Source organism: Providencia sp. R33, from assembly GCF_019343475.1.
In the GTDB taxonomy this organism is placed as follows: Bacteria; Pseudomonadota; Gammaproteobacteria; order Enterobacterales; family Enterobacteriaceae; genus Providencia.
The window spans coordinates 1323230-1345328 of record NZ_CP072453.1 but is presented as its reverse complement, the minus strand read 5'-3'; the positions used below and the strand labels follow the sequence as shown (position 1 = coordinate 1345328).

Genomic DNA, 22099 nt, shown 5'->3' with positions numbered 1-22099 from the left:
ATCACTTAAGAAATATCTTAATTATTTTCTGACTTCAAATTAAATGGTTCATCAAGTTCTTCACAATCTCTTTTTTGTTCTAAAGTGTTCATCTCTTCTTGCGTTTTTCTGTCTTCAACACATTTAATTTGGATTTGTTGCTTACTTTGAATCAAACGAATTGCAAAATAAATATCGGGCACAACTAATAAATCATCATCTGAACGCGTAATTTTGTTTTGTTCTAGCCAACGTTTAATTGATGTACGGCGCCCTGCCAGCACCAACGTAACGCCTTTGGCTTTCAAAGACGTAACGATGTCATTAAGGGTTGAGAATACACTTACATCATTATGGGTAAAACTCACCGCTGCATCGACGATAACCCAAGCAGGCCTCTTTAATTGGTTATCTAAATGTTTATTCAAGCGTTCTTTAAAGTAATTCACGTTAAAGTAGGTTAACGGGGAATTAAAACGATAAATTAAAACACCTTCAATCGGTTGAATGTCATTATCTGATGTCATCGAATGCAACATCCCCTGCTCATCCACACCAAGTTGTTGGTCAGTCGGCCTAAATATCACTCGGATAAACTGTAATAAACCTAATAATACCGCTAAGCCAACGCCACTAATTAGCCCAACGAGCAGTACAGCTATTAACGTAAAGACGCATAAGAAAAAAGCTTCTCTATTACGCTTACGCATGGACAAAATACTGCGAAAACTAATTAACGAAAACGTCGAAACGACCAGCACCATTCCTAACGCAGGCATCGGAATATATTCCAATAAATCCATAGAAAATAGCAATACGGCTAAAATCGTTAATGCCGCAACAATAGAAACCAGTTGCGTTTTTCCCCCCATCATATCGTTAACCGCAGTACGACTACTTGCTGCACTTACTGCAAAGCCTTGGGAGAACGCAGAGGCAATATTGGCTATCCCTAACGCACGAAGCTCCTGATCTGCATCAATGGCATAACCGTTTTTGCTGGCAAAACTGCGTGCCGTCATCATAAAGCTCACAAAGCTAATTACCGCCAAGTTCATTGAGGGGATAACTAAGTCTCGTAGCAACCCTGGTGGAAACTCAGGCATAGGTATAGAAGGCAACCCATCGCCTAAATTCCCAACAATACTAATGCCATATTGCTCAAGGTTAAAAACAATACTCGCTACTGTTGCAAGAACCATTGCTATCAATAATGATGGCCACTTGCTACGCACTCGCTTGATAACCAATGTGATTGCCAATGTTGCCACAGCAACCAGTAACGTAGGTATATGCGTTTGTGTTATAGATTGAGGAAACGCGATAAGGCGTTCGATAAAACCTGCAGGTAATGTGGTAATACCAAAAATTTTACCGACTTGGCTCACCACGATGGTTAGTGCTACACCATTTAGCAAGCCTTGTAGTATCGGGCGAGATAGAAAATCCGCAAAGGTTCCTAGACGGAATCGCGCCGCTATCAAGCACCAAATCCCTGTCATTAAGCTCATTACGATGATTAACTGCCAGCGAACATTTTCATCCCCCATCGCTAGCGGTGCAACAGCAGCGGCAATAACTGCACAAGTTGCCGCATCAGGGCCGATGATTAATTGCTTCGAGGTTCCAAATAAGGCGTAAAAAAACATAGGGAGGATACAGGCATACAAACCAACAATGGCGTTTACCCCCATTAATTCGGCATAAGCAATCGCAACAGGTAATGCTACTGCCGCAACTGACAACCCCGCTTTCACATCCGGCCCTAAGTCTGAAAGCTGGTAGTTAAACAGCGTTTTTAAACCCGGCATCCAGACAAATAACTTCGCCTTTATCATTGGGGAAAAATACCTATAAATTAGTAAGTTAAAATATCTAAAACCTTATTTATAGCTGAACTAATAAAGTTTATCTAGAAGTAAGTCAAATAATAGTAAAATTGTGCAAATATGATTGGTAACAAGGCATGTTTATTGGTAAAAAGGTGCAAACTTTTAACAATTAATGCCAATATCGGTTAAACTACTCTATTATCTTGACGTTGAGGCGCTGTATTCACTGTTATGAAACAACTTATTGATTTTATCCCTCTGATTATCTTTTTCATCGTGTATAAGCGATATGACATTTTTTACGCCAGTGGTGCCTTAATGGTTACTACACCGCTCGCGTTGTTAGCCACTTACCTTATTTATAAGAAAGTCGAAAAAGTCGCCAAAATAACCTGTGCGATTGTGATGGGGTTTGCTGCCTTAACACTCATTTTCCACAGTGATGCCTTCATTAAATGGAAAGTCACTATTATTTATGGCGCATTCGCAATCGCGTTATTATTCAGCCAGTGGTTTACTGAGAAACCGCTCATTCAGCGAATGCTGGGAAGTAATCAAGAAATTAAATTAGCCGACAGTTATTGGAACAAGCTTAATAGCGCTTGGGCAATCTTCTTTGTTTTTTGTGCTGTCTTAAATATTTATGTCGCCTTTTGGATGGCGCAAGATATTTGGGTGAATTTCAAAGTATTTGGACTAACCGCTGGGACACTGATTTTTACTGTGTTAAGCGTGGTGTATATTTTCAAAAATATGACCAAAGAAGCAGTTGAAAAGCACGAAGAGTGATCATTTATCTGAGTAATAAAAAAACCTGCTTAATTTGATTAGCAGGTTTTTTTGTTTTGAATCTAGTTTCTAGTTTCGGTTCTGCCCAAACGCCTTTTCAATTTTTTTATCCGTATTGTATTGCGATAATGCATATACAGACCAAATAGCGGCAGGCAACCACCCAATTAATGTTAGTTGTAAAATCAAACAAATTATTCCTGCAAATGGACGTCCAATCGTAAAAAATTGCAGCCATGGTAATAATATTGCCAAAATGAGTCTCATACACCCTCCCCAAAATACTCATCAAAGATTTACGGTTTAAGTATAGGCAATCTAATCAATTGACTAAATACAAAAAACACTTCTAGCCTTTTCTTTGCAAAACTCTAACTTTCCGTCGAAATTAAATACAGTACGACGATGTTCTGCTCTATTTATTGTATTTTACTGGCTAAATACGTTTCATTGGCGATAATTGAGTAATAAGTCAGTGCTTAGAGTTTACTTGAGTATCAGTAATTTGCTATAAAAGCTAACTAGACGTTTTTATCCCCTTTTTTAATAAGAGTTAAATATGCAATTACCAAACGGTGAATTGGTTTTACGAACCCTAGCCATGCCAGCGGACACAAATGCCAATGGCGATATTTTTGGTGGCTGGTTAATGTCACAAATGGATATTGGCGGTGCTATTCTTGCAAAAGAAATTGCACTCGGCCGTGTTGTTACCGTCGCAGTGAATGGCATAAAATTCCAAAAACCTGTCGCCGTCGGCGATGTCGTCTGTTGCTACGCACGTTGCTTAAAAACGGGTAAAAGCTCAATTACCATTAATATTGAAGTGTGGGTGAAAAAGGTCGCAACTGAACCTGTTGGCCAGCGCTACCGCGCAACTGATGCTGTCTTTACTTATGTGGCGGTAAATGATGACAATACCCCGCGGGAGTTACCAACCGAAAAACAGCACTTTCAATTGGCGAGTTCTGAGCAAATCACTGAATAACTATTTGATTCTCTGTGATATAAAAAAAGCACCTGTTAGAAGGTGCTTTTTTATTACATCGAACAGTGAGTTACACTTGGCTAACTGTACCATCAAGTTTGAAGTAAATTTCGGTGACATAGCCTTTTGCCGGTTGTTTTTCGAATGTCCAACGGTTCATTGCGCGTTTAACATCTCGCTCAAACAAACCCTTAGGTGACACTTCAACAAATTCGATATTCGTCACACGGCCACCATCATCAATATCATAACGCACTTTAACATAGCCCTCTTTTCCTAAACGACGCGCACGTTCAGGATAAACAGGAGCTTGTTTATGTAATGCCCGAGGGCCACTTTTCGCGGTAGACTGGCTATTGCTCGCCCCGGTATTTTTCGCTGTCGTGACAGGGTTATTGTTGGTTTTCGGAGCCGTTGCATCTGATTTGATGTTATTCATCGCAAGTTGTTTTTCAACTGGCTTCACATCTTCTTTAATTTTTTTCTTCTCTTCCTGTTTTGGTTTTGGCTTTTTCTTCACTTCAGGTTTTTTCTTCGGTAATACAATTGCCGGTTCAACCACAGGTTCGGGTTCAGGTTCGATAATCGGTTCTGGCTCAGGTTCGACAGGCGTTTCAACTTCTTGAACAGGCTCTGACGCTGGTTCTGGAGCAGCAAAAGCAACCATCGCAATCGTCATTGGCTCAGGATCCTTCGCCAAATGAGGTTGATTAAAAATCCATGCCATTGCAAGGCCAGCATGAATAGATAACGAAATGACGATAATTAAACTCCAACGGATCCAACGCATATGCAATTTCTACCCTACACCAGTCTACCTAAAAGAATATAATCGCTAGTTTAAATGCAAATAGCAATCATATTCAATAAGGTTTGTCGTACAAAGTGAAAAATGTGAATGTACGCCTTAATAACCCTACTCGATCCATTGAGTAAAGAGCAGTGAGTGTCGACGGCGATAAATGTCGATTTTGCGCATCGCATAAATGTGCATGTTACGTCTTGAATGCCCTTCTAGCCAGCGTCGACGGCGACGCTGTACTTGTCTTAACATTCTCCAACGACCGACTTCATGCCTACTACGTCTCATTTCTTTGCCCTTTTTTATGAAAAAAATCATGTAAGAAAAATATTATATTCCTTTGAAAAAAAGAGCCAAGAAGAACTTTTAGAGGGCCTTTTCAGAACTGTAATTTAATTTCAAAACTTAACTATTCATTAGCGAAATTATTATTTCCTTATGAATTGTCTATTACACAAAGCTTTTACTGCAAAATTTTGCTAAATTCTATTAAGTTAAAATATTGCTCACTGTTTTTTCAGGTAAAACTTCTTTTCTTTGATGTTGTTTCCCCTATTAGCGAGAGGCATTAAATCCATTATGGCAACTGTTTATACCCTTATGAGTTGGCTTCTATTTTTCCTTTACTGGCTACTTATTGCAGCGATTACTGTTCGCATTTTAGTAAAAAGAAGGCCAGTGACCTCTGCAATGACATGGTTATTAATTATTTATATCCTTCCTTTAGTTGGGATCATTGCTTATGTCGCCTTTGGTGAGCTTCATTTAGGGAAACGCCGGGTTGATAAAGCGCACCAGATGTGGCCTTCTGTCGCCACATGGCTCGAAAACTTACGCCATTCAAAGCATATTTTTTCTAGTGAAAATAGTTCTGTAGCAGAACCTCTATTTCAACTTATTGAAAAACGCCAAGGCATAGCTGGGGTTAAAGGAAATCGCATCCAGCTATTAACCACTTGCGAAGATTCATTAAAAGCCATTGTGAATGACATTAATAATGCACAACATTCTATCGAAATGGTGTTCTACATTTGGCAGCCTGGTGGTTTGGTTGATGGCGTGACGGAAGCCCTGTTAAATGCCGCGAAGCGCGGTGTTAAGTGCCGTATTATGGTTGACTCTGCAGGAAGTTGGCACTTTTTCCGCAGTGATTATCCTGCAAAAATGCGTGCAGCAGGTATTGAGTTTGTCGAGTCACTCAAAGTCAATTTAATGCGTTTCTTCTTACGCCGCATGGACTTACGTCAACACCGTAAAATCGTCATTATCGATAACTATATTTCATACACTGGAAGTATGAATATGGTCGATCCCCGCTATTTTAAACAGGACTCAGGTGTTGGTGAGTGGATTGATATTTTAGTGCGCATGGAAGGCCCTGTGAGTACCACGTTAGGGATTGTGTATGCCTTTGACTGGGAAATGGAAACAGGCCAACGTGTATTGCCGCCAGCGCCTGACAGCAATATTATGCCGTTTGAGCAAGCCAATGGGCACACCACCCAAACTATTGCATCAGGCCCCGGTTTCCCTGATGAACTCATCCAACAATCGCTGATGACCGCTATGTTTTCTGCTCGCAAGCAGTTGATCATGACGACACCTTATTTTGTTCCTAGCGATGATTTAATGCATGCAATTTGTACCGCTGCTATGCGTGGTGTGGATGTGAGTATTATTATGCCAAGGCAGAATGATTCGTTCCTCGTTCGTTGGGCAAGCCGTTCATTTTACAGTGAATTGCTTGAGGCTGGCGTAAAAATTTATCAATTTGAAGATGGCTTATTGCACACCAAAAGCGTTTTGGTAGATGGTGAGCTCAGTTTAGTGGGCTCTGTTAACCTTGATATGCGCAGTTTATGGCTAAACTTTGAAATCACTGTCGTTATCGATGATAAAAGTTTTGGTAGCGATCTGACGTTAGTTCAGTATGATTATATGGCTCGCTCGACACGCTTAGAAATTGAAGAATGGGAACAGCGCCCATTCTGGAACCGTGTGGTTGAGCGCGTTTGTTATTTCTTTAGCCCACTGTTATAGCGTAACTGAATTAGGAAAGGTCATGACTGAGAAACACAATACACATTTGATCGATGAAGACGATATCATTGAAATGGCTTATGACCTTTTCCTCGAAGGCGCAATGGATAACCTAGAGCCTGCCGACCAACTGATTTTTGCCTTACAGTTTGAAGACTCAGGTGCGGCTGAAATTGTTGATTTAACGGATAGTTGGCAGGGTATTCTGGCAAATGAAGCAAATTTATCCCAGTTCAGTGAAGTGATTATTGGATTAGCGAAAACTCCCGATGACGAACTCGACGATATTTTTGCTCGCGTCTTAATTAGCCGCCATCCTACAGAGCCTTTCCATCATATCCTGTGGAAAAAATAACATGCTGTTGAGGGGCATTCGCCCCTCTTTTATTGCTAAGTAAAATTCCCTTCAATAGCAAATTTCTTAACAAAGCGAATAATGTTATTTCGGATATATTCATCTTTTTCTTTCGGGTATTTTTGCCACGCCATTTCTAAATAAGCAATCCCTTCAGCGGTCATTGTCTCAGTTCGAATAAAAGATTGGACTGCAATTAATGCCACTTGTGGATTATCGGAAATCATAGCGGGAAAATACTGGTTTATTTTTGACGCCAATTGAGTGTCTGCCGCTGCGGCATAAAGTGCAGCAACTGTAATATCTGGGTTATTATGGCAAAAAAGATGTTGAAAGCTCTCGACTTTCACATCATTGAGTTCTTTAAGAATATACCCCGAGAAGCTCACAAAATCAGCACAATCAGTCTGTTTTAACCGTGATAGTATCAGTGATTGATAACATGTAAATTGGTCTTTTTGGTACCAAAAGATAGATTGAACAGCGAGCTTATTGAGTTCACGATCCTCACTTTTCAATGCATTCATTAAATAAAGCTTTGATACATTAAAAGAAAATTTCGCCAGCACGCTTAATGCTTTTTGGCTTAATTCACTATTTCCATTCTTAATGATTGATTCTAAAAATAAAGCACCATCATTTGATAATCTAGGCAACTTGGTTAAACCATTGAGAACATCAATATGTTTAACATCACTATTCGCCTGTGAATATAAAGAGAGTAATATTTGTTCATTACCTCCTAGTCGATGACCAAACCAACTGGTTTCATAGCCTTGAATAACTTCATCTAACCAACGTTCATACCATTGTGAAAAACTCAGTTCGTAAGAAAAGAAGAAAGGCTGATTAGAACCACACCAATGGTTTGTATAAATAATCCGCCCTGCATATTCCCCAGAAATTACCAATAATAAATCATATTCACACCCACAGGTTCCAAGGTAAAAAACACCTTGGTGAATATAATTTTCTCTTTCATCGAATTCTTCATCACTGCAATCATCATCAAGGAAAGTCAGTTTTTGCCATTCCTCTTCGCTCATATCAGGGCTTAAAATAGAAGGTAAAGCCGCTGTTTGATCAAAGCGGCTTTCGCTATCTTCAAAACGGACAATGCCGTAATAAGGCCCTAACCCCCCATTACCAATTTGTGTTAGAAATTGCACAAAATCTTGCGGTAATGTCGCCCCTGTTCGCTTTTGCCATTTTTCAATATCGGCCAAAGCAATGACAGGGTTTAGTTCGTATTCATGACTGTCTGCACCAAATAGGTCTAACTCGCTATCCACTTGTTTAACTAGTGGAATTTTTTCTCGAATTCGAGTTAATACATCGTTCGGATACTGTTCATTAATCTGCTGCCATTGGCGTAAAATCGCCTCTTCATCCTGTGAAAAATCAGTCGCCATTGATTTTTAAGCCCTTATTTATATGAATAACTAATTTATTAACATATTTTACATTCATTATTCATTAACAATTATCTGAACACGGCTAAAAACGTTATTTTTAAGATTAATAACAAAAAAGCAGAGTCAATCGACTCTGCTTTTTACGTTAATTGTGATTTAAAGACATTACAGTGGGTCGATTTTCAAACAAGATACCGCATGTTTAAAGCTTCCCTCTAATAGCGGACGTGTTTTGGCACACCCCTCATCTGCCAATGGGCAGCGAGTCCTGAAAACACAACCTGAAGGCGGGTTAATCGGCGATGGCAATTCCCCCTCCAGTAATTCAATGGTTTTATTTTTTTCCTTGTCAGGGTCTGGCACGGGAACCGCAGACATGAGTGCGCGAGTGTACGGGTGCAACGGGTTATTATAGACCTCATCATAGGTACCTAATTCCACGGCATGCCCTAAGTACATCACTAATACTCGGTCCGAAATGTGCTTAACCACTGCTAAGTCATGGGCAATAAATATCAGCGATAATTTCATTTCGCGCTGTAATTCTTGCAGTAAATTCACGACTTGCGCCTGAATAGATACATCCAGCGCAGAAACTGGCTCATCACAAATAACCAGTTTTGGCTCTAATATCAACGCCCTTGCAATACCAATTCTCTGGCACTGCCCCCCAGAGAATTCATGGGGATAGCGGTTAATCAAGTTTGGTAATAACCCCACTCGCATCATCATCGCTTTTACCTTTTCGGTGATTTGCGATTGTGGCATTTTTGGGTGATAGGTTTTTAACGGTTCAGCAATAATATCACCAATGGTCATTCGCGGGTTCAATGATGCCAATGGATCTTGGAAAATCATTTGGATATCGCTGCGCACACTGCGCCATTCTTTATCGCTTTTGCCTAATAGGTTTTGACCTAACCAGCTGACCGTACCATCCGTTGCTTTGACTAAACCGATTAATGCACGAGCAAAGGTGGATTTACCACAGCCAGACTCCCCAACCACACCCAAGGTTTCCCCTTCATATAACCGAAGCGTCACCCCATCTACCGCTTTTAAACTTTTATCGGGTTGCCAAAACCACTGCTTTTTATCCCTAATGGAAAAATGCACTTTTAAGTCATTCACTTCCAATAAAACAGGCCTATTTTCATGAGTCGTCATACTAATTCCTCCATAGGCTTAAAGCAGGCACGCAGACGGGTTTGAGCGAAAGAAGACAAGGCAGGTTCACTCTCTACACATTGTTGGGTTGCATATTGGCAACGCGGTGAAAATGGGCAACCTTTTGGTAACCTTAATAAATTTGGCGGGTTACCCGGTATGGTTGCCAGGCTTTCATCATCCCCATCAAGCCGTGGAACCGCCGCTAGCAGCCCCAGAGAATACGGGTGGGATGGCTGATAAAAGATATCTTTTGCAGTGCCATACTCCATGGTACGTCCCGCATACATCACCAACACTTTGTCACAAACACCCGCCACAACACCAAGGTCATGAGTGATCAAAATAATCGCCGTATCAAACTCATCTTTCAGTTCATTCAGCAACGTCATGATTTGCGCTTGTACTGTCACATCTAACGCCGTTGTGGGTTCATCCGCAATCAGTAATTTTGGTTGGCACAGTAGTGCCATAGCAATCATCACCCGCTGGCGCATTCCACCTGAAAATTCATGGGGATACATATTCATGCGCTTACGCGCTTCTGGCATTTTGACCGCATCCAACATTTTCACTGAAGCTTCAAATGCCTCACTTTTCCCCATTCCCTTATGGAGCATCAGCACTTCAGATAGTTGCGTACCAATTTTTAAATAAGGATTCAATGACGTCATTGGGTCTTGGAAGATCATCGAAATTTCTTCTGCCCGCATCCGATTTAATTCTTTTTCTTTTAAATTAAGAATTTCACGACCATTAAACATCGCTGAGCCATTGATTCGGCCATTTTTTGCAAGAAGCCCCATTAACGCAAATGCGGTTTGTGACTTCCCTGAACCCGACTCCCCGACAATCCCCAAGGTTTCGCCGGCTCGTAAGTCAAAGTTGAGTTTATTGACCGCCGTAACATCGCCATCTTGAGTGGAGAAAGTTACACTCAAATCTTTAACCGATAATAGAGGGCTTTTAGTTGAATTTATTGACATAACATATCCCTCTAGCGGTCTTTCGGGTCGAGGGCATCACGTAAGCCATCGCCGATAAAGTTAAAACAAAACAGCGTGATAACCAGAAAACCAGCTGGGATCAATAATAACCACGGTGTCACTTCCATTGAGTTTGCCCCATCACTGAGTAAAGCGCCCCAGCTGCTAAGCGGCTCTTGTGTCCCTAGACCCAAAAAGCTGAGAAATGATTCAAACAAAATCATGCTTGGTACTAATAACGATGCGTACACCACCACCACACCCAACACGTTTGGCACGATATGGCGTAAAATAATATGCCGTGTGCTCACCCCGCAAACTAATGCCGCTTCAATAAACTCTTTGCGTTTTAACCCCAGCGTTTGTCCACGTACAATACGCGCCATATCCAACCAAGACACCATCCCAATTGCGACGAAAATCAATAAGATATTGGTGCCAAATAAGGTCACTAAAAGGATAACGAAGAACATAAATGGAAATGAATTTAAAATTTCCAATAAGCGCATCATGATTGAGTCAACTTTGCCACCCACATAGCCTGCCAGTGAGCCATATAATGTCCCAACCACCACCGCCACCAGCGCAGCAGCAACACCGACCATCAGCGAAATGCGTCCACCAATTGCGACACGCACTAACAAGTCACGCCCTGAGGCATCGGTACCAAAATAATGACCTGTCGCCATATCTGGCGGCATGGACATCATCTCCCAATCAGTATCGTCATATAAAAATGGCGATAGCATCGGTGCAAAAATCACAAACAACGTGATTAAAAACAACACACATAGGCTAAAAATCGCGGCGCGGTTATGCATAAAACGGCGACGTGCATCTTGCCATAAACTGCGCCCTTCAATATCCAATTGCTCTGAAAAATTCGCCAGAGCTTCACTATTTTTTTGATTCGAAATCATAGCGGTTCTCCGATTAGTAGCGAATTTTCGGGTCGATGACGGCATACAGCACATCGACAATAGCATTAAATGTAATGGTTAATATCCCAACTAAAATGGTTAAGCTCAGTACCAAGGAATAATCACGGTTAAGCGCGCCATTAACGAACAACTGACCAATTCCCGGCAAACCAAAAATAGTTTCAATCACCATCGAGCCAGTGATAATTCCCACAAATGCGGGCCCCATATAGGAAAGCACTGGGAGCAACGCCGGTTTTAATGCATGGCGTAGAATGATAGTTCTTAGCGGTAAACCTTTAGCACGTGCAGTACGGATAAAGTTTGAATGCATAATTTCTATCATTGAGCCGCGAGTAATACGGGAAATACTAGCAATATAGGCTAATGACAATGCCACCATTGGCAAGATCATATGTTTCAAATTACCACCGTCCCAGCCACCACCGGGGAGCCATTTCAAATGAATGGCAAATATCAGCACCAAAAGTGGTGCTACAACAAAGCTTGGGATGACAACCCCCGTCATGGCAAACCCCATGACTGTAAAGTCCCATTTAGTATTTTGATTAAGGGCAGCGATGACTCCTGCCGTGACACCAAATAAAACGGCGACCACAAAGGCAGTTGCCCCTAGTTTTGCAGAAACTGGGAACGCCTTCGCCACTAAGTCGTTGACGCTATAGTCTTTATATTTAAATGAAGGCCCAAAATCACCTTGTGAGAGTTGAATAAGGTAGTTGAAGTACTGCTTATACATTGGGTCATTTAAATGGTATTTGGCTTCAATATTTGCCATGACCTCAGGCGGTAACTTACGTTCACCCGTAAACGGGCTACCTGGCGCTAAGCGCATCATGAAAAATGAAATGGTAATGAGAATTAAAAGAGTCGGGATCGCCTCAAGCACCCGACGCAAAATAAATTTCAGCATTGCTCGTTCCTACTTCTATTGCCCATTAGGCTAATATCTGGCCCCTTACGGAGCCAGAGCATTGTTATTAGTGTTTGATAATATACAAATCTTTAGTATGTAAGTTATCTAATGGGTCTTTGCCGCTATAACCACCCACATACGGTTTCACCAAACGGGTGTTAACGTAGTAGTAAAGCGGAACAATTCCTGAGTCTTTATCGAGTAATTTTTCAGCTTGTTGATATAAAGCTGCACGTTCTTCGTCCGTTTTCACCTGTAATGTTTTCTTCATTACAGCGTCAAAGTCCGTGTTTTTATAGTGAACAGTATTATTACTGCTGTAAGAAAGCAGCATATTCAGGAATGAAGAAGGTTCGTTATAATCTGCGCACCATCCTGCACGGGCTACATCATAATTACCTTGATGACGGCTATCCAAGAAGGTTTTCCACTCTTGGTTTTCCAGTTTAACGTCTGCACCAATGTTTTTCTTCCACATAGAAGACGCGGCAATCGCAATACGTTTATGTAAGTCTGAAGTGTTATATAATAAGTTGAATTTTAATGGATTTGCTTTGTTATAACCCGCTTCTTCCAACAATTGTTTGGCTTTTTCATTGCGCTGTTCCTGAGTCATATTGGCGTACCAGTCTGGTTTCTCAGTTTTCATACCGCTGGTGAATGGTGGAGTAAAGCCATAAGCAGGGATATCCCCTTGCGCTTTTACTTTATAGGTAATCGTGTCTCTGTCCATTGACAGTTTTAACGCTTCACGAACACGCGGGTCGTTAAATGGTGGTTTTTCGTTATTAATTTCATAGTAGTAAATACACAGATAAGGACTTACACGTAACTCATTGGGCATATTTTGTTGTAAGCTTTTAAACTGCTCAATCGGTAAGTTACTGTACGTCATATCAATTTCACCACTTCGGTAGCGGTTTACATCAGTTACTTCAGAGGAAATTGGCAGGAACGTCACTTGGTCAATAACGGTATTTGCATTGTCCCAGTAAGTTGGGCTGCGCTCTAATACAATACGCTCGTTAACGGTCCAATCTTTCAGTTTATACGCACCGTTACCGACAAAATTTTGAGGTTGTGTCCATTTCGCACCATTTTTTTCAATCACTTTTTTGTTCACTGGCGACATGGATGAGTGCGCTAATAATTTAGGAATATAAGGCACAGCTTCGCTAAGGGAGATCACTAATGTTTTATCATCAAGGGCTTTAACACCTAGTTCTTGCGGTTTTTTCTTGCCGGCAATAATGTCGTCAACATTTTTGATATGAGCATATTGTAGGTAACTTGCATATGGCGATGCGGTATCTGGGTCTGCTAAGCGCTGCCAGCTGTAAACGAAGTCTTCTGCCGTGACAGGGTCACCATTTGACCATTTTGCCCCATCGCGAATTTTAAACGTCCATTCGGTAAAATCTTTGTTTTCCCAGCTAGTTGCTGAGCCAGGTAAAATTTCTCCATCTGGTCCAACAATGGTAATGCCTTCAAATAGATCCCTTGCTAAAGCGGATTCAGGCACACCTTCAATTTTGTGTGGATCTAAAGATTGTGGTTCTGAGCCGTTATTTCTCACCATCACTTGTTTTTCAGCAAGTTCAACGCCTGCTGGAACCGTCGCAGCAAAACTGGTTGCTATTGACCCCATCGCTAACCCAGCGGTCACGCTAAGTGCAATAATCGATTTATTGATTAATTTACTCATCTTATCGGTTACTCCCATACATATTTATTATGATTGTGTGTTGATGCAGGTTTATCTTAGAGATAAACACTTTTTATAATTATTTGGATATTATTTATTAGGTTCACTTATATATAACCGTTTAATATCCATATAATCAAGGGGGTCTTTACCTTTAAATCCACCAACGGTGGGTTTTACCATACGTGCGCTGACACGATAATAGACAGGAACTAACGCAGAGTCCTTGTCTAGCAAAGCTTCAGCTTGTTGATAAATCTGATGACGCGCTTGTTCATTTGGCGCAGTTAATGCTTGTATAAGCAATGCATCAAATGCAGTGTTTGAATAAAAACCCGTATTATTGCTATTGTCCGTTAACATCATATTTAAAAATGCCGTTGGTTCATTGTAATCGGCACACCACGTTGCCCTTGCAACATCGTATTGCCCTTCATGGCGGCTTTGTAAGGACGTTTTCCATTCCTGATTTTGCAGTGTAACTTTAGCGCCAATGTTTTTTTGCCACATAGAAGCGGCCACAATAGCTTGCTGTTTATTTTGATCTGACGTGTTGTATAACAACGAAAATTGCAGAGGATTCTCTTTGGTATAACCCGCTTGTGCCAATAATTCTCTCGCCCGTTGATAACGCTGTTCAGCGGGTAAACTAGCCCACTGCGGAGCAACAAAATTTCCATTATTAATAAACGTTGGTGTAAAACCGTAAGCCACAGTTTGGCCTTGGTTGATGATTTTATTCGTAATAGTTTCTCTATCTAACCCTAATTTGATTGCTTCCCTGACTCGCGGGTCATTAAACGGTGGGCGTTTATTATTAATTTCATAATAAAAGGTACACAAATAAGGTCTTACATATAGCTCATTGGGCTTTTCTTGCTTCATTTTTTGATAAAGCGCAGGCGGAATAGCGGAATTGCTAATATCGGTTTCACCACTGCGATAGCGGTTGATATCACTGACTTCTGACGTAATAGCAAGGAATGTCGCTTGGTCTATCTGGCTCTGCGCGTTATTCCAATATAACGGGTTACGTTTTACCACAATGCGCTCGTTAACCACCCACTTATCAAGTAAATATGCCCCATTACCCACAAAGTTTTGTGGTTGAGTCCATTTATCACCATATTTTTCAATTGTTTGTTTATGTACAGGTTTCATAGCGGTATGGGATAACATATCGACAAGATAAGGCACAGGGTGGCTCAATGTGACTTGTAAATGGTGAGGATCTAAGGCTTTTACGCCAAGTTCATTGACAGGCTTTTTACCTGCCAGAATGTCATCCGCATTTAAAATATAGGCATTTTGCAGGTAACTTGAATAAGGTGAGCCAGTTGCTGGGTCCGCAAGCCGTTGCCAACTATAGACAAAATCTTCTGCCGTGACAGGGGTTCCATCACTCCATTTTGCATCTTCTCTGAGTGTAAAAACCCATGTAATGTAATTATCATTTACCCAGTTTTTTGCCACACCCGGTGTCACTTTCCCATCGACATCGGTATAAACTAGGCCTTCTAACAAATTTAAAATAATATTACTTTCAGGAACCCCTTCCACTTTGTGAGGGTCTAGGGAAGCCACTTCTGAACCATTGTTAATCACAATTGATTGTACAGGTTTAACGAGATTGGCACTCATTGATGATGCCGTAAGAAATAATGACAGTGCTCCCAACCCCATTGCCGTTCTTATCATTTTTTCCCTCATGATTAGCAACCTTCATAGTGATTAATTAAATTTTTTAGCTAGCCGAACATGGCTGAATGTATCCGTCACAAACAAATAATCAAAACAATTAATTAACATTTGTTAGTTAAAAATTTCATATCAATCTTAAAATAACTTTGCAAAATAAACATTAAAACCTTTAAATTCAACGTTATATCCACACTCTCGCTGTATAGTAAATTACAACTCCCTCTCACTCATCCAAACATATCATTAACAAACACCAATTAAAATAGTGAATAAATTTACGCAGCTCACAATTCCTTACTTTTTATCCCTGATATAGCAAAAAATGCGACATTAAATTACAGATAAGACTGTTTCTATTGCTGATTGTTTATTACAAAAAAGGGGAATTTACGACATATCCTGCTGTTGGATACTTTGAAGCTGTATTGGGAAGGAAGTAATTTATCTCAATGCCGCTGCCAGCAAAAATGCATAACAGCGGCATTGGAAAGAAATGGCTTAGAGTAAACCGGGGAAGAGTGCTTTCACACCAGTGACGATAAATTCGATGCCAAGGGACATCAGTAATAACCCCATGATCCGTGTGACAACGTTGATCCCTGTTTGCCCTAAATAACGCACTAATAACGAGGCTGAGCGAAACAATAACCAACAACAAAATGCAAAGAAAATACTGGTTAGAGCTAACCCCAAGAAATTCTGCCAACCGTGCCACCTTGAGGACCAAACAATACAAGAACTTATTGCCCCCGGTCCTGCCATCAGCGGTAATGCTAAGGGCACAACACCGATACTGTCACGAACAGCAGTTTCTGTTTTTTCTTGTTTATTCTGTTTATCTTCACCTATTTTCCCACTGATCATCGACATCGCAATGGTGACAATCAATATCCCCCCTGCAATACGGAACGAATCAATAGAAATCCCAAATAATTGTAAGATTGAATCGCCAATTAATAATGAGGTACATAAAATAATAGCAACGGAAGTATTCGCAATAGTATTGGTTTTATTCCTCCCTGCATTACTTTGATAGTTAGTCATACTGATAAACACAGGTAAAATCCCCACAGGGTTTACCAATGCAAACAAACCAATAAAAAACTTAATATAGCCCGATAAATCAAGTAATGCGGCGCTCACTCATTCATTTCCTTAAATAACTCTAGTTAGAGATTTATTGATGTCTTCGTTAATTTTATCACTGATGTAGCAAATTTTCTTGAGCAAAGCACTATTTTCTATCAATGTCTCTTTTTCCCCCATTTTTTGTTAGCTTTATTTTCAATTTCGACTTATTTAACTTACTTATGTGAATATTAATTAATACCGCGCCAACACTTTTTCAAACAGAACAAAAATAGTCATGCTGAAAGGTGTCAGCTTGCGATTTTCGTGATTTAGATCACTTTATTTAATTCCTGTTTTGTTAATCTATCCTTAACTGATAGACCGAGCTATTGATAAACTATTCATCAATAATTCACGTTTTAACAAGGTTTTTAAGCCAATAGGCGATGATGAGCTGCGTTATTATTAATATTATCTATACTTTCTTTTTTAGGCGGTCTTTTTTCAACCTATTTATAGATACATTGCTCATTGGCTTAAAAAGTTTAACATTTATCAGGAGTAATCTATATGTCCGTAACTAACGTTACCGAACTCAATGAACTCGTTGCTCGTGTCAAAAAAGCTCAACGCGAATTCGCTAGTTTTTCGCAAGAAAAAGTAGATGAAATATTCCGTGCTGCTGCCCTTGCTGCCGCTGATGCGCGTATCCCTCTAGCAAAACTCGCTGTAGAAGAGTCTGGAATGGGTATTATTGAAGATAAAGTGATCAAAAACCACTTTGCTTCAGAATATATCTATAATGCATATAAAGACGAAAAGACCTGCGGTGTACTTTCTGAAGACCCAACATTCGGCACAATTACAATCGCAGAACCTATTGGGATTATCTGCGGTATTGTCCCAACCACGAACCCAACATCAACAGCGATATTTAAATCCCTGATCAGCTTAAAAACCCGTAATGCCATTATCTTTTCTCCACATCCTCGTGCAAAAGTAGCAACTAACCGCGCAGCTGAAATTGTGCTTAATGCCGCTATCGCAGCAGGTGCACCAAAAGATATTATTGGTTGGATTGACTCACCATCCGTTGAGTTGTCCAACGCATTAATGCATCACCCTGATGTTAACCTGATCTTAGCGACAGGTGGCCCAGGCATGGTGAAAGCCGCATACAGCTCAGGTAAACCTGCTATTGGTGTCGGTGCGGGTAATACCCCTGTTGTTATTGATGAAACTGCAGATATTAAACGCGCTGTGGCCTCTATTTTAATGTCCAAAACCTTTGATAACGGCGTTATCTGTGCATCTGAGCAGTCTGTTGTTGTTGTTGATGAAATCTATAACCAAGTACGCGAACGTTTTGCAAATCATGGTGGTTACTTACTGCAAGGTAAAGAGCTCAAAGCTGTTCAAGATATCATATTGAAAAATGGTAACCTGAATGCGGCTATCGTCGGCCAACCTGCTTATAAAATCGCTGAAATGGCTGGCATCACTGTACCAGTGAATACAAAAATTTTAATTGGTGAAGTGAAACTGATTGATGAATCAGAACCTTTTGCCCATGAAAAATTGTCTCCACTGTTAGCGATGTACCGTGGCAAAAACTTTGAAGATGCGGTGTCAAAAGCGGAACAATTGGTTGAGATGGGCGGTATTGGTCATACATCTTGTTTATATACAGACCAAGATAACGAACATGAACGTGTGAATTATTTCGGCCAAAAAATGAAAACAGCTCGTATACTGATCAACACCCCTGCTTCTCAAGGCGGGATTGGTGACTTGTATAACTTTAAATTAGCCCCTTCTCTCACACTCGGCTGCGGTTCTTGGGGTGGTAACTCCATCTCTGAAAACGTTGGCCCTAAACATTTGATTAACACCAAAACTGTGGCGAAGAGAGCTGAAAATATGTTGTGGCATAAACTTCCAAATTCAATCTACTTCCGCCGTGGCTGTTTACCTATTGCCCTCGAAGAGATTGCAACTGACGGCGCAAAACGTGCATTTATCGTTACCGATGGCTACTTATTTAATAATGGCTATGTGGATGAAGTGGTTAATGTTCTCAAAAAACACCATATTGAAACTGATGTTTTCTTTGAAGTTGAAGCCGACCCAACGTTAACAGTTGTTCGCAAAGGTGCGGCACAAATGCAAGCTTTCCAACCTGATGTCATTATCGCATTAGGTGGCGGTTCCCCAATGGATGCGGCGAAAATCATGTGGGTTATGTATGAGCACCCTGAAACGCATTTTGAAGAACTGGCATTACGCTTTATGGATATCCGTAAACGTATTCACCGTTTCCCTAAAATGGGCGTGAAAGCAAAATTAGTGGCTATCACAACCACATCAGGTACAGGTTCTGAAGTCACACCATTTGCAGTTGTAACCGATGATAAAACAGGGCAAAAATACCCATTAGCCGACTATGCATTAACGCCAAATATGGCAATTGTCGATGCTAACCTTGTAATGAACATGCCAAAATCATTAACTGCTTTTGGTGGTTTAGATGCGGTCACCCACGCATTAGAAGCTTATGTCTCTGTGTTAGCCAATGAGTTTACCGATGGTCAAGCATTGAAAGCACTAAGCTTATTAAAAGATTATCTGCCAGCGAGTTATCATGAAGGTGCCAAAAACCCAGTAGCACGGGAACGTGTACACAATGGTGCAACCTTAGCGGGTATTGCCTTTGCTAACGCTTTCTTGGGTGTATGTCACTCAATGGCACACAAACTTGGCTCTGAGTTCCATATTCCTCACGGTCTTGCGAATGCGCTATTAATTTGCAACGTTATTCGTTTCAATGCGAACGATAACCCAACCAAACAGACTGCATTCAGTCAATACGACCGCCCTCATGCACGTCGTCAATATGCTGAAATTGCCGATCATCTCGGTCTAACAAATCCAGATGACCGTACGGGTGTTAAAATTGAGAAGCTATTAGCGTGGTTAGATGAAATTAAAGCTGACTTAGGTATTCCTAAATCCATCCGTGAAACAGGTGTTGCTGAAGCTGATTTCTTGGCGCGGGTAGATAAGCTATCTGAAGATGCTTTCGATGACCAATGTACTGGTGCAAACCCACGTTACCCATTAATCTCTGAAATCAAACAGCTCTTACTAGACTCTTATTATGGCCGTGATTTTGTGGAGAATACTGGTGCACCATCTGCTGAAATTAAAGTAGAAAAGAAAGTTGTTGAAAAAAAAGCAGCAACTAAAAAAGCAACAGAGAAGAAAATATCTAAAAAATAATTTTTTAGAATGATTAAATAATAAAGGCACTGCTAACACAGTGCCTTTAATGTTTTACATGTTAAGTAATGATATTAAAAGCAATCGTATCTAAGATAAACTAAACATCAACGTTCTCATTAAAATGCCCACTCACCTATTCTAAAAATAGCGCATTATTCACTTTTTACTTATTTTTTAATTGAAGTGAATAGCTTTTTTAGGAATACTCCCTGCATTCATTAATTTAGCTTGTTCAATCGCATCTGAATAATGCTTACGGCACACGGAGATATACTTCTCATTTCCGCCTATATCCACTTGTAGCCCCTCATATACAGGGATCCCATCACTCCCTACACGTAAGACCTTATTCGCTTTACGACCGCAGTAACACACCGTTTTAAGCTCAACCAGCTTATCCGCCCAAGCAAGCAAATATTGGCTTCCTTCAAATAACTGACCTGCAAAATCAGTGCGTAACCCATAACACAAAACAGGAATATCACAGTTATCGACGATATCGCATAATTGTTCTACTTGCTCTTTTGTTAAAAATTGACACTCATCAATAAGCACACAATGCACTTTTTGTTCATTATTTTCACGTTGAATTACCTCCGCCATATTGGTCGATGGCGAGAATAATAATGCTTCAGCTGATAGCCCGATACGTGAAGATACCTTCCCCAAAGCGAAGCGATTATCAATTTCTGCTGTGAATATCAACGTCTGCATCCCTCTTTCGTTATAGTTATACGATGACTGTAACAAAGACGTCGATTTACCCGCATTCATCGCTGAATAATAAAAATAAAGCTGAGCCATCTTGCTGTTTCCTCAAAAATTATATTCAAAATAATTTTATCATAAAACATATCCTCAGATTAACAATAACCACTCCACCTTACTTTACTTATTGAAAATTTAACTCTTTTTACGTAAACATATCTGTATTTTATACTTATAATGATTATCTTATATGCGATAAAAACCAATCTGATATTATCAATAAAACGTTTTTACTGATGCGCAATACGACAAGAAACCTCATCAAAAAAAGAAAATTTAAGTTAATCCCTAACATCAGTTCATTTTGAGTAAAAGTAAAAAAGACTTTTTACTCATTTTACAGAATATTAAGTTAGTGAAACTTTTTCTTATTGCTATTTTTTTCATTAGTTCTGTTATTGATAATAGTGGTATATATATCTACGAAAAGTTTATATTTCTTTTGTAAAAAAATTGCATTCGTTAAAGATTACTTTTAAACTAGGGGTGTAATTTAGCTATTGCAGAATTTAAAATAGCATTCTATTATTACTGTACACATGCCAACAAATAATTTGAGACCAGGAAAATGAGCGAATCATTAAAAGCGTTAAATAACATCCGTACTCTTCGTGCTCAAGCTCGCGAAGTTACTTTAGAATCTTTAGAAGAAATGCTGGAAAAATTAACGGTCGTTGTTGATGAACGTCGTGATGAAGAAAGCCAAGCACGCGCTGAATTAGAAGAACGTAACCGTAAATTAGAAAAAGTTCGTGAAATGATCCTAGAGCAAGGTGTAGATTTAAATGATCTCCTGCAAACTATGGATTCAGGTAAAACAACAAGCACTCGTGCTAAACGTGCTGCACGCCCTGCTAAATATAAATATGTTGATGAAAACGGCGAAACAAAAACGTGGACAGGCCAAGGCCGTACACCAGCTGTGATCAAAGTTGCTATTGATGCAGGTAAATCTTTAGACGATTTCTTGATCTAATCGCCTAAACGCTAATTCTAAACACCCTTTTTAAAAGGGTGTTTTTGCTTATAGCCCTATATATTGTTTTATATTAGTCTGTGTTAAAAATGCGTTTATGCATATAAAACCAGCATTTTCATTTCAATTGCTTCACATCTACTCACTTCAAATGTGTATTCTTCGTTACTCAACGACCTAAAAAATTAAATAAAATATTATAATAGTAAAGAAATGTAATCTTAATTAGAAATGATAGGTGCATAGACAAGAGTTTATTGGCCCACCCTGTAAACCAATTTTCAATACTTAAACCATAAAAACCAGGTTCCACAATGTTGCATTCACAATGTAAGATATACCTCTTAATACTTAGTCATTCACATTAATATAGCCAATTTACTTGC

At 40.0% G+C, this 22099-nt stretch carries 19 protein-coding genes; 6 read left to right on the top strand and 13 right to left on the bottom strand.

Annotated features, from left to right (window positions below; all coding sequences use genetic code 11):
- Positions 1–17: 17 nt before the first annotated feature.
- Complete coding sequence (locus J6836_RS06270; protein ID WP_255586337.1) at positions 18–1817, bottom strand: SulP family inorganic anion transporter; 1800 nt, start codon at positions 1815–1817, stop codon at positions 18–20.
- A gap of 225 nt (positions 1818–2042) precedes the next feature.
- Here J6836_RS06270 and J6836_RS06265 point away from each other — a divergent pair, with 225 nt between their 5' ends.
- Positions 2043–2600, top strand: a complete 558-nt coding sequence (locus tag J6836_RS06265; RefSeq protein WP_206086118.1) for a septation protein A — start codon at positions 2043–2045, stop codon at positions 2598–2600.
- Between the two features lie 69 nt (positions 2601–2669).
- On the opposite strand, the gene J6836_RS06260 is transcribed toward J6836_RS06265, so the two are convergent.
- Entirely contained in the window at positions 2670–2867 is a 198-nt protein-coding gene (locus tag J6836_RS06260) for a YqaE/Pmp3 family membrane protein (RefSeq protein ID WP_219247749.1), read from the bottom strand.
- A gap of 292 nt (positions 2868–3159) precedes the next feature.
- Here J6836_RS06260 and yciA point away from each other — a divergent pair, with 292 nt between their 5' ends.
- Positions 3160–3588: an acyl-CoA thioester hydrolase YciA gene (yciA, locus tag J6836_RS06255; RefSeq protein ID WP_206086120.1), complete on the top strand. Its 429-nt coding sequence runs from the start codon at positions 3160–3162 to the stop codon at positions 3586–3588.
- Between the two features lie 70 nt (positions 3589–3658).
- Here yciA and J6836_RS06250 read toward each other — a convergent pair whose 3' ends face one another.
- Together J6836_RS06250 and J6836_RS06245 are read right to left on the bottom strand one after the other, a co-directional pair.
- Positions 3659–4378 carry a TonB family protein gene (locus tag J6836_RS06250; RefSeq protein WP_219247747.1) on the bottom strand — a complete coding sequence of 240 codons (720 nt, stop codon included), beginning with the start codon at positions 4376–4378 and terminating at the stop codon, positions 3659–3661.
- A gap of 126 nt (positions 4379–4504) precedes the next feature.
- Positions 4505–4678, bottom strand: a complete 174-nt coding sequence (locus tag J6836_RS06245) for a YciY family protein (protein ID WP_219247745.1) — start codon at positions 4676–4678, stop codon at positions 4505–4507.
- A gap of 291 nt (positions 4679–4969) precedes the next feature.
- Here J6836_RS06245 and cls point away from each other — a divergent pair, with 291 nt between their 5' ends.
- Positions 4970–6430 carry a cardiolipin synthase gene (cls, locus tag J6836_RS06240; protein WP_219247743.1) on the top strand — a complete coding sequence of 487 codons (1461 nt, stop codon included), beginning with the start codon at positions 4970–4972 and terminating at the stop codon, positions 6428–6430.
- Between the two features lie 22 nt (positions 6431–6452).
- Entirely contained in the window at positions 6453–6785 is a 333-nt protein-coding gene (locus J6836_RS06235; RefSeq protein ID WP_219247741.1) for an HI1450 family dsDNA-mimic protein, read from the top strand.
- Between the two features lie 35 nt (positions 6786–6820).
- Here J6836_RS06235 and J6836_RS06230 read toward each other — a convergent pair whose 3' ends face one another.
- The 8 genes from J6836_RS06230 to J6836_RS06195 form a co-directional block, all read right to left on the bottom strand.
- Positions 6821–8197 carry an SMI1/KNR4 family protein gene (locus J6836_RS06230; RefSeq protein ID WP_219247740.1) on the bottom strand — a complete coding sequence of 459 codons (1377 nt, stop codon included), beginning with the start codon at positions 8195–8197 and terminating at the stop codon, positions 6821–6823.
- A gap of 168 nt (positions 8198–8365) precedes the next feature.
- A complete protein-coding gene (oppF, locus tag J6836_RS06225; RefSeq protein WP_219247739.1) occupies positions 8366–9367 on the bottom strand; it encodes a murein tripeptide/oligopeptide ABC transporter ATP binding protein OppF in 1002 nt (333 codons plus the stop codon).
- Positions 9364–10353, bottom strand: a complete 990-nt coding sequence (locus tag J6836_RS06220; RefSeq protein WP_219247738.1) for an ABC transporter ATP-binding protein — start codon at positions 10351–10353, stop codon at positions 9364–9366. The genes oppF and J6836_RS06220 overlap by 4 nt, the downstream gene beginning before the upstream one ends.
- 11 nt (positions 10354–10364) lie before the next feature.
- Positions 10365–11273 (bottom strand): oligopeptide ABC transporter permease OppC, encoded by a 909-nt coding sequence (gene oppC, locus J6836_RS06215; protein ID WP_206086128.1) that lies wholly within the window; start codon positions 11271–11273, stop codon positions 10365–10367.
- Between the two features lie 13 nt (positions 11274–11286).
- Positions 11287–12207: an oligopeptide ABC transporter permease OppB gene (gene oppB / locus J6836_RS06210; RefSeq protein ID WP_219247737.1), complete on the bottom strand. Its 921-nt coding sequence runs from the start codon at positions 12205–12207 to the stop codon at positions 11287–11289.
- Between the two features lie 67 nt (positions 12208–12274).
- Positions 12275–13858 carry an oligopeptide ABC transporter substrate-binding protein OppA gene (gene oppA / locus J6836_RS06205; RefSeq protein ID WP_442959472.1) on the bottom strand — a complete coding sequence of 528 codons (1584 nt, stop codon included), beginning with the start codon at positions 13856–13858 and terminating at the stop codon, positions 12275–12277.
- A 147-nt stretch (positions 13859–14005) separates the two neighbouring features.
- On the bottom strand, positions 14006–15613 hold the full coding sequence (locus J6836_RS06200; RefSeq protein ID WP_374448108.1) for an ABC transporter substrate-binding protein: 1608 nt from the start codon (positions 15611–15613) through the stop codon (positions 14006–14008).
- A 501-nt stretch (positions 15614–16114) separates the two neighbouring features.
- Positions 16115–16759 (bottom strand): YchE family NAAT transporter, encoded by a 645-nt coding sequence (locus J6836_RS06195; RefSeq protein WP_206086132.1) that lies wholly within the window; start codon positions 16757–16759, stop codon positions 16115–16117.
- A 498-nt stretch (positions 16760–17257) separates the two neighbouring features.
- Here J6836_RS06195 and adhE point away from each other — a divergent pair, with 498 nt between their 5' ends.
- Positions 17258–19966: a bifunctional acetaldehyde-CoA/alcohol dehydrogenase gene (adhE, locus tag J6836_RS06190; RefSeq protein WP_219247734.1), complete on the top strand. Its 2709-nt coding sequence runs from the start codon at positions 17258–17260 to the stop codon at positions 19964–19966.
- 177 nt (positions 19967–20143) lie between these two features.
- Here the strand turns inward: adhE and J6836_RS06185 are convergent, their stop codons facing one another.
- Entirely contained in the window at positions 20144–20773 is a 630-nt protein-coding gene (locus tag J6836_RS06185; RefSeq protein ID WP_219247733.1) for a thymidine kinase, read from the bottom strand.
- Positions 20774–21305: 532 nt separating this feature from the next.
- On the opposite strand from J6836_RS06185, the gene hns reads away from it, so the two are divergent.
- Entirely contained in the window at positions 21306–21713 is a 408-nt protein-coding gene (gene hns, locus J6836_RS06180) for a histone-like nucleoid-structuring protein H-NS (protein WP_219247732.1), read from the top strand.
- Positions 21714–22099 lie beyond the last annotated feature (386 nt).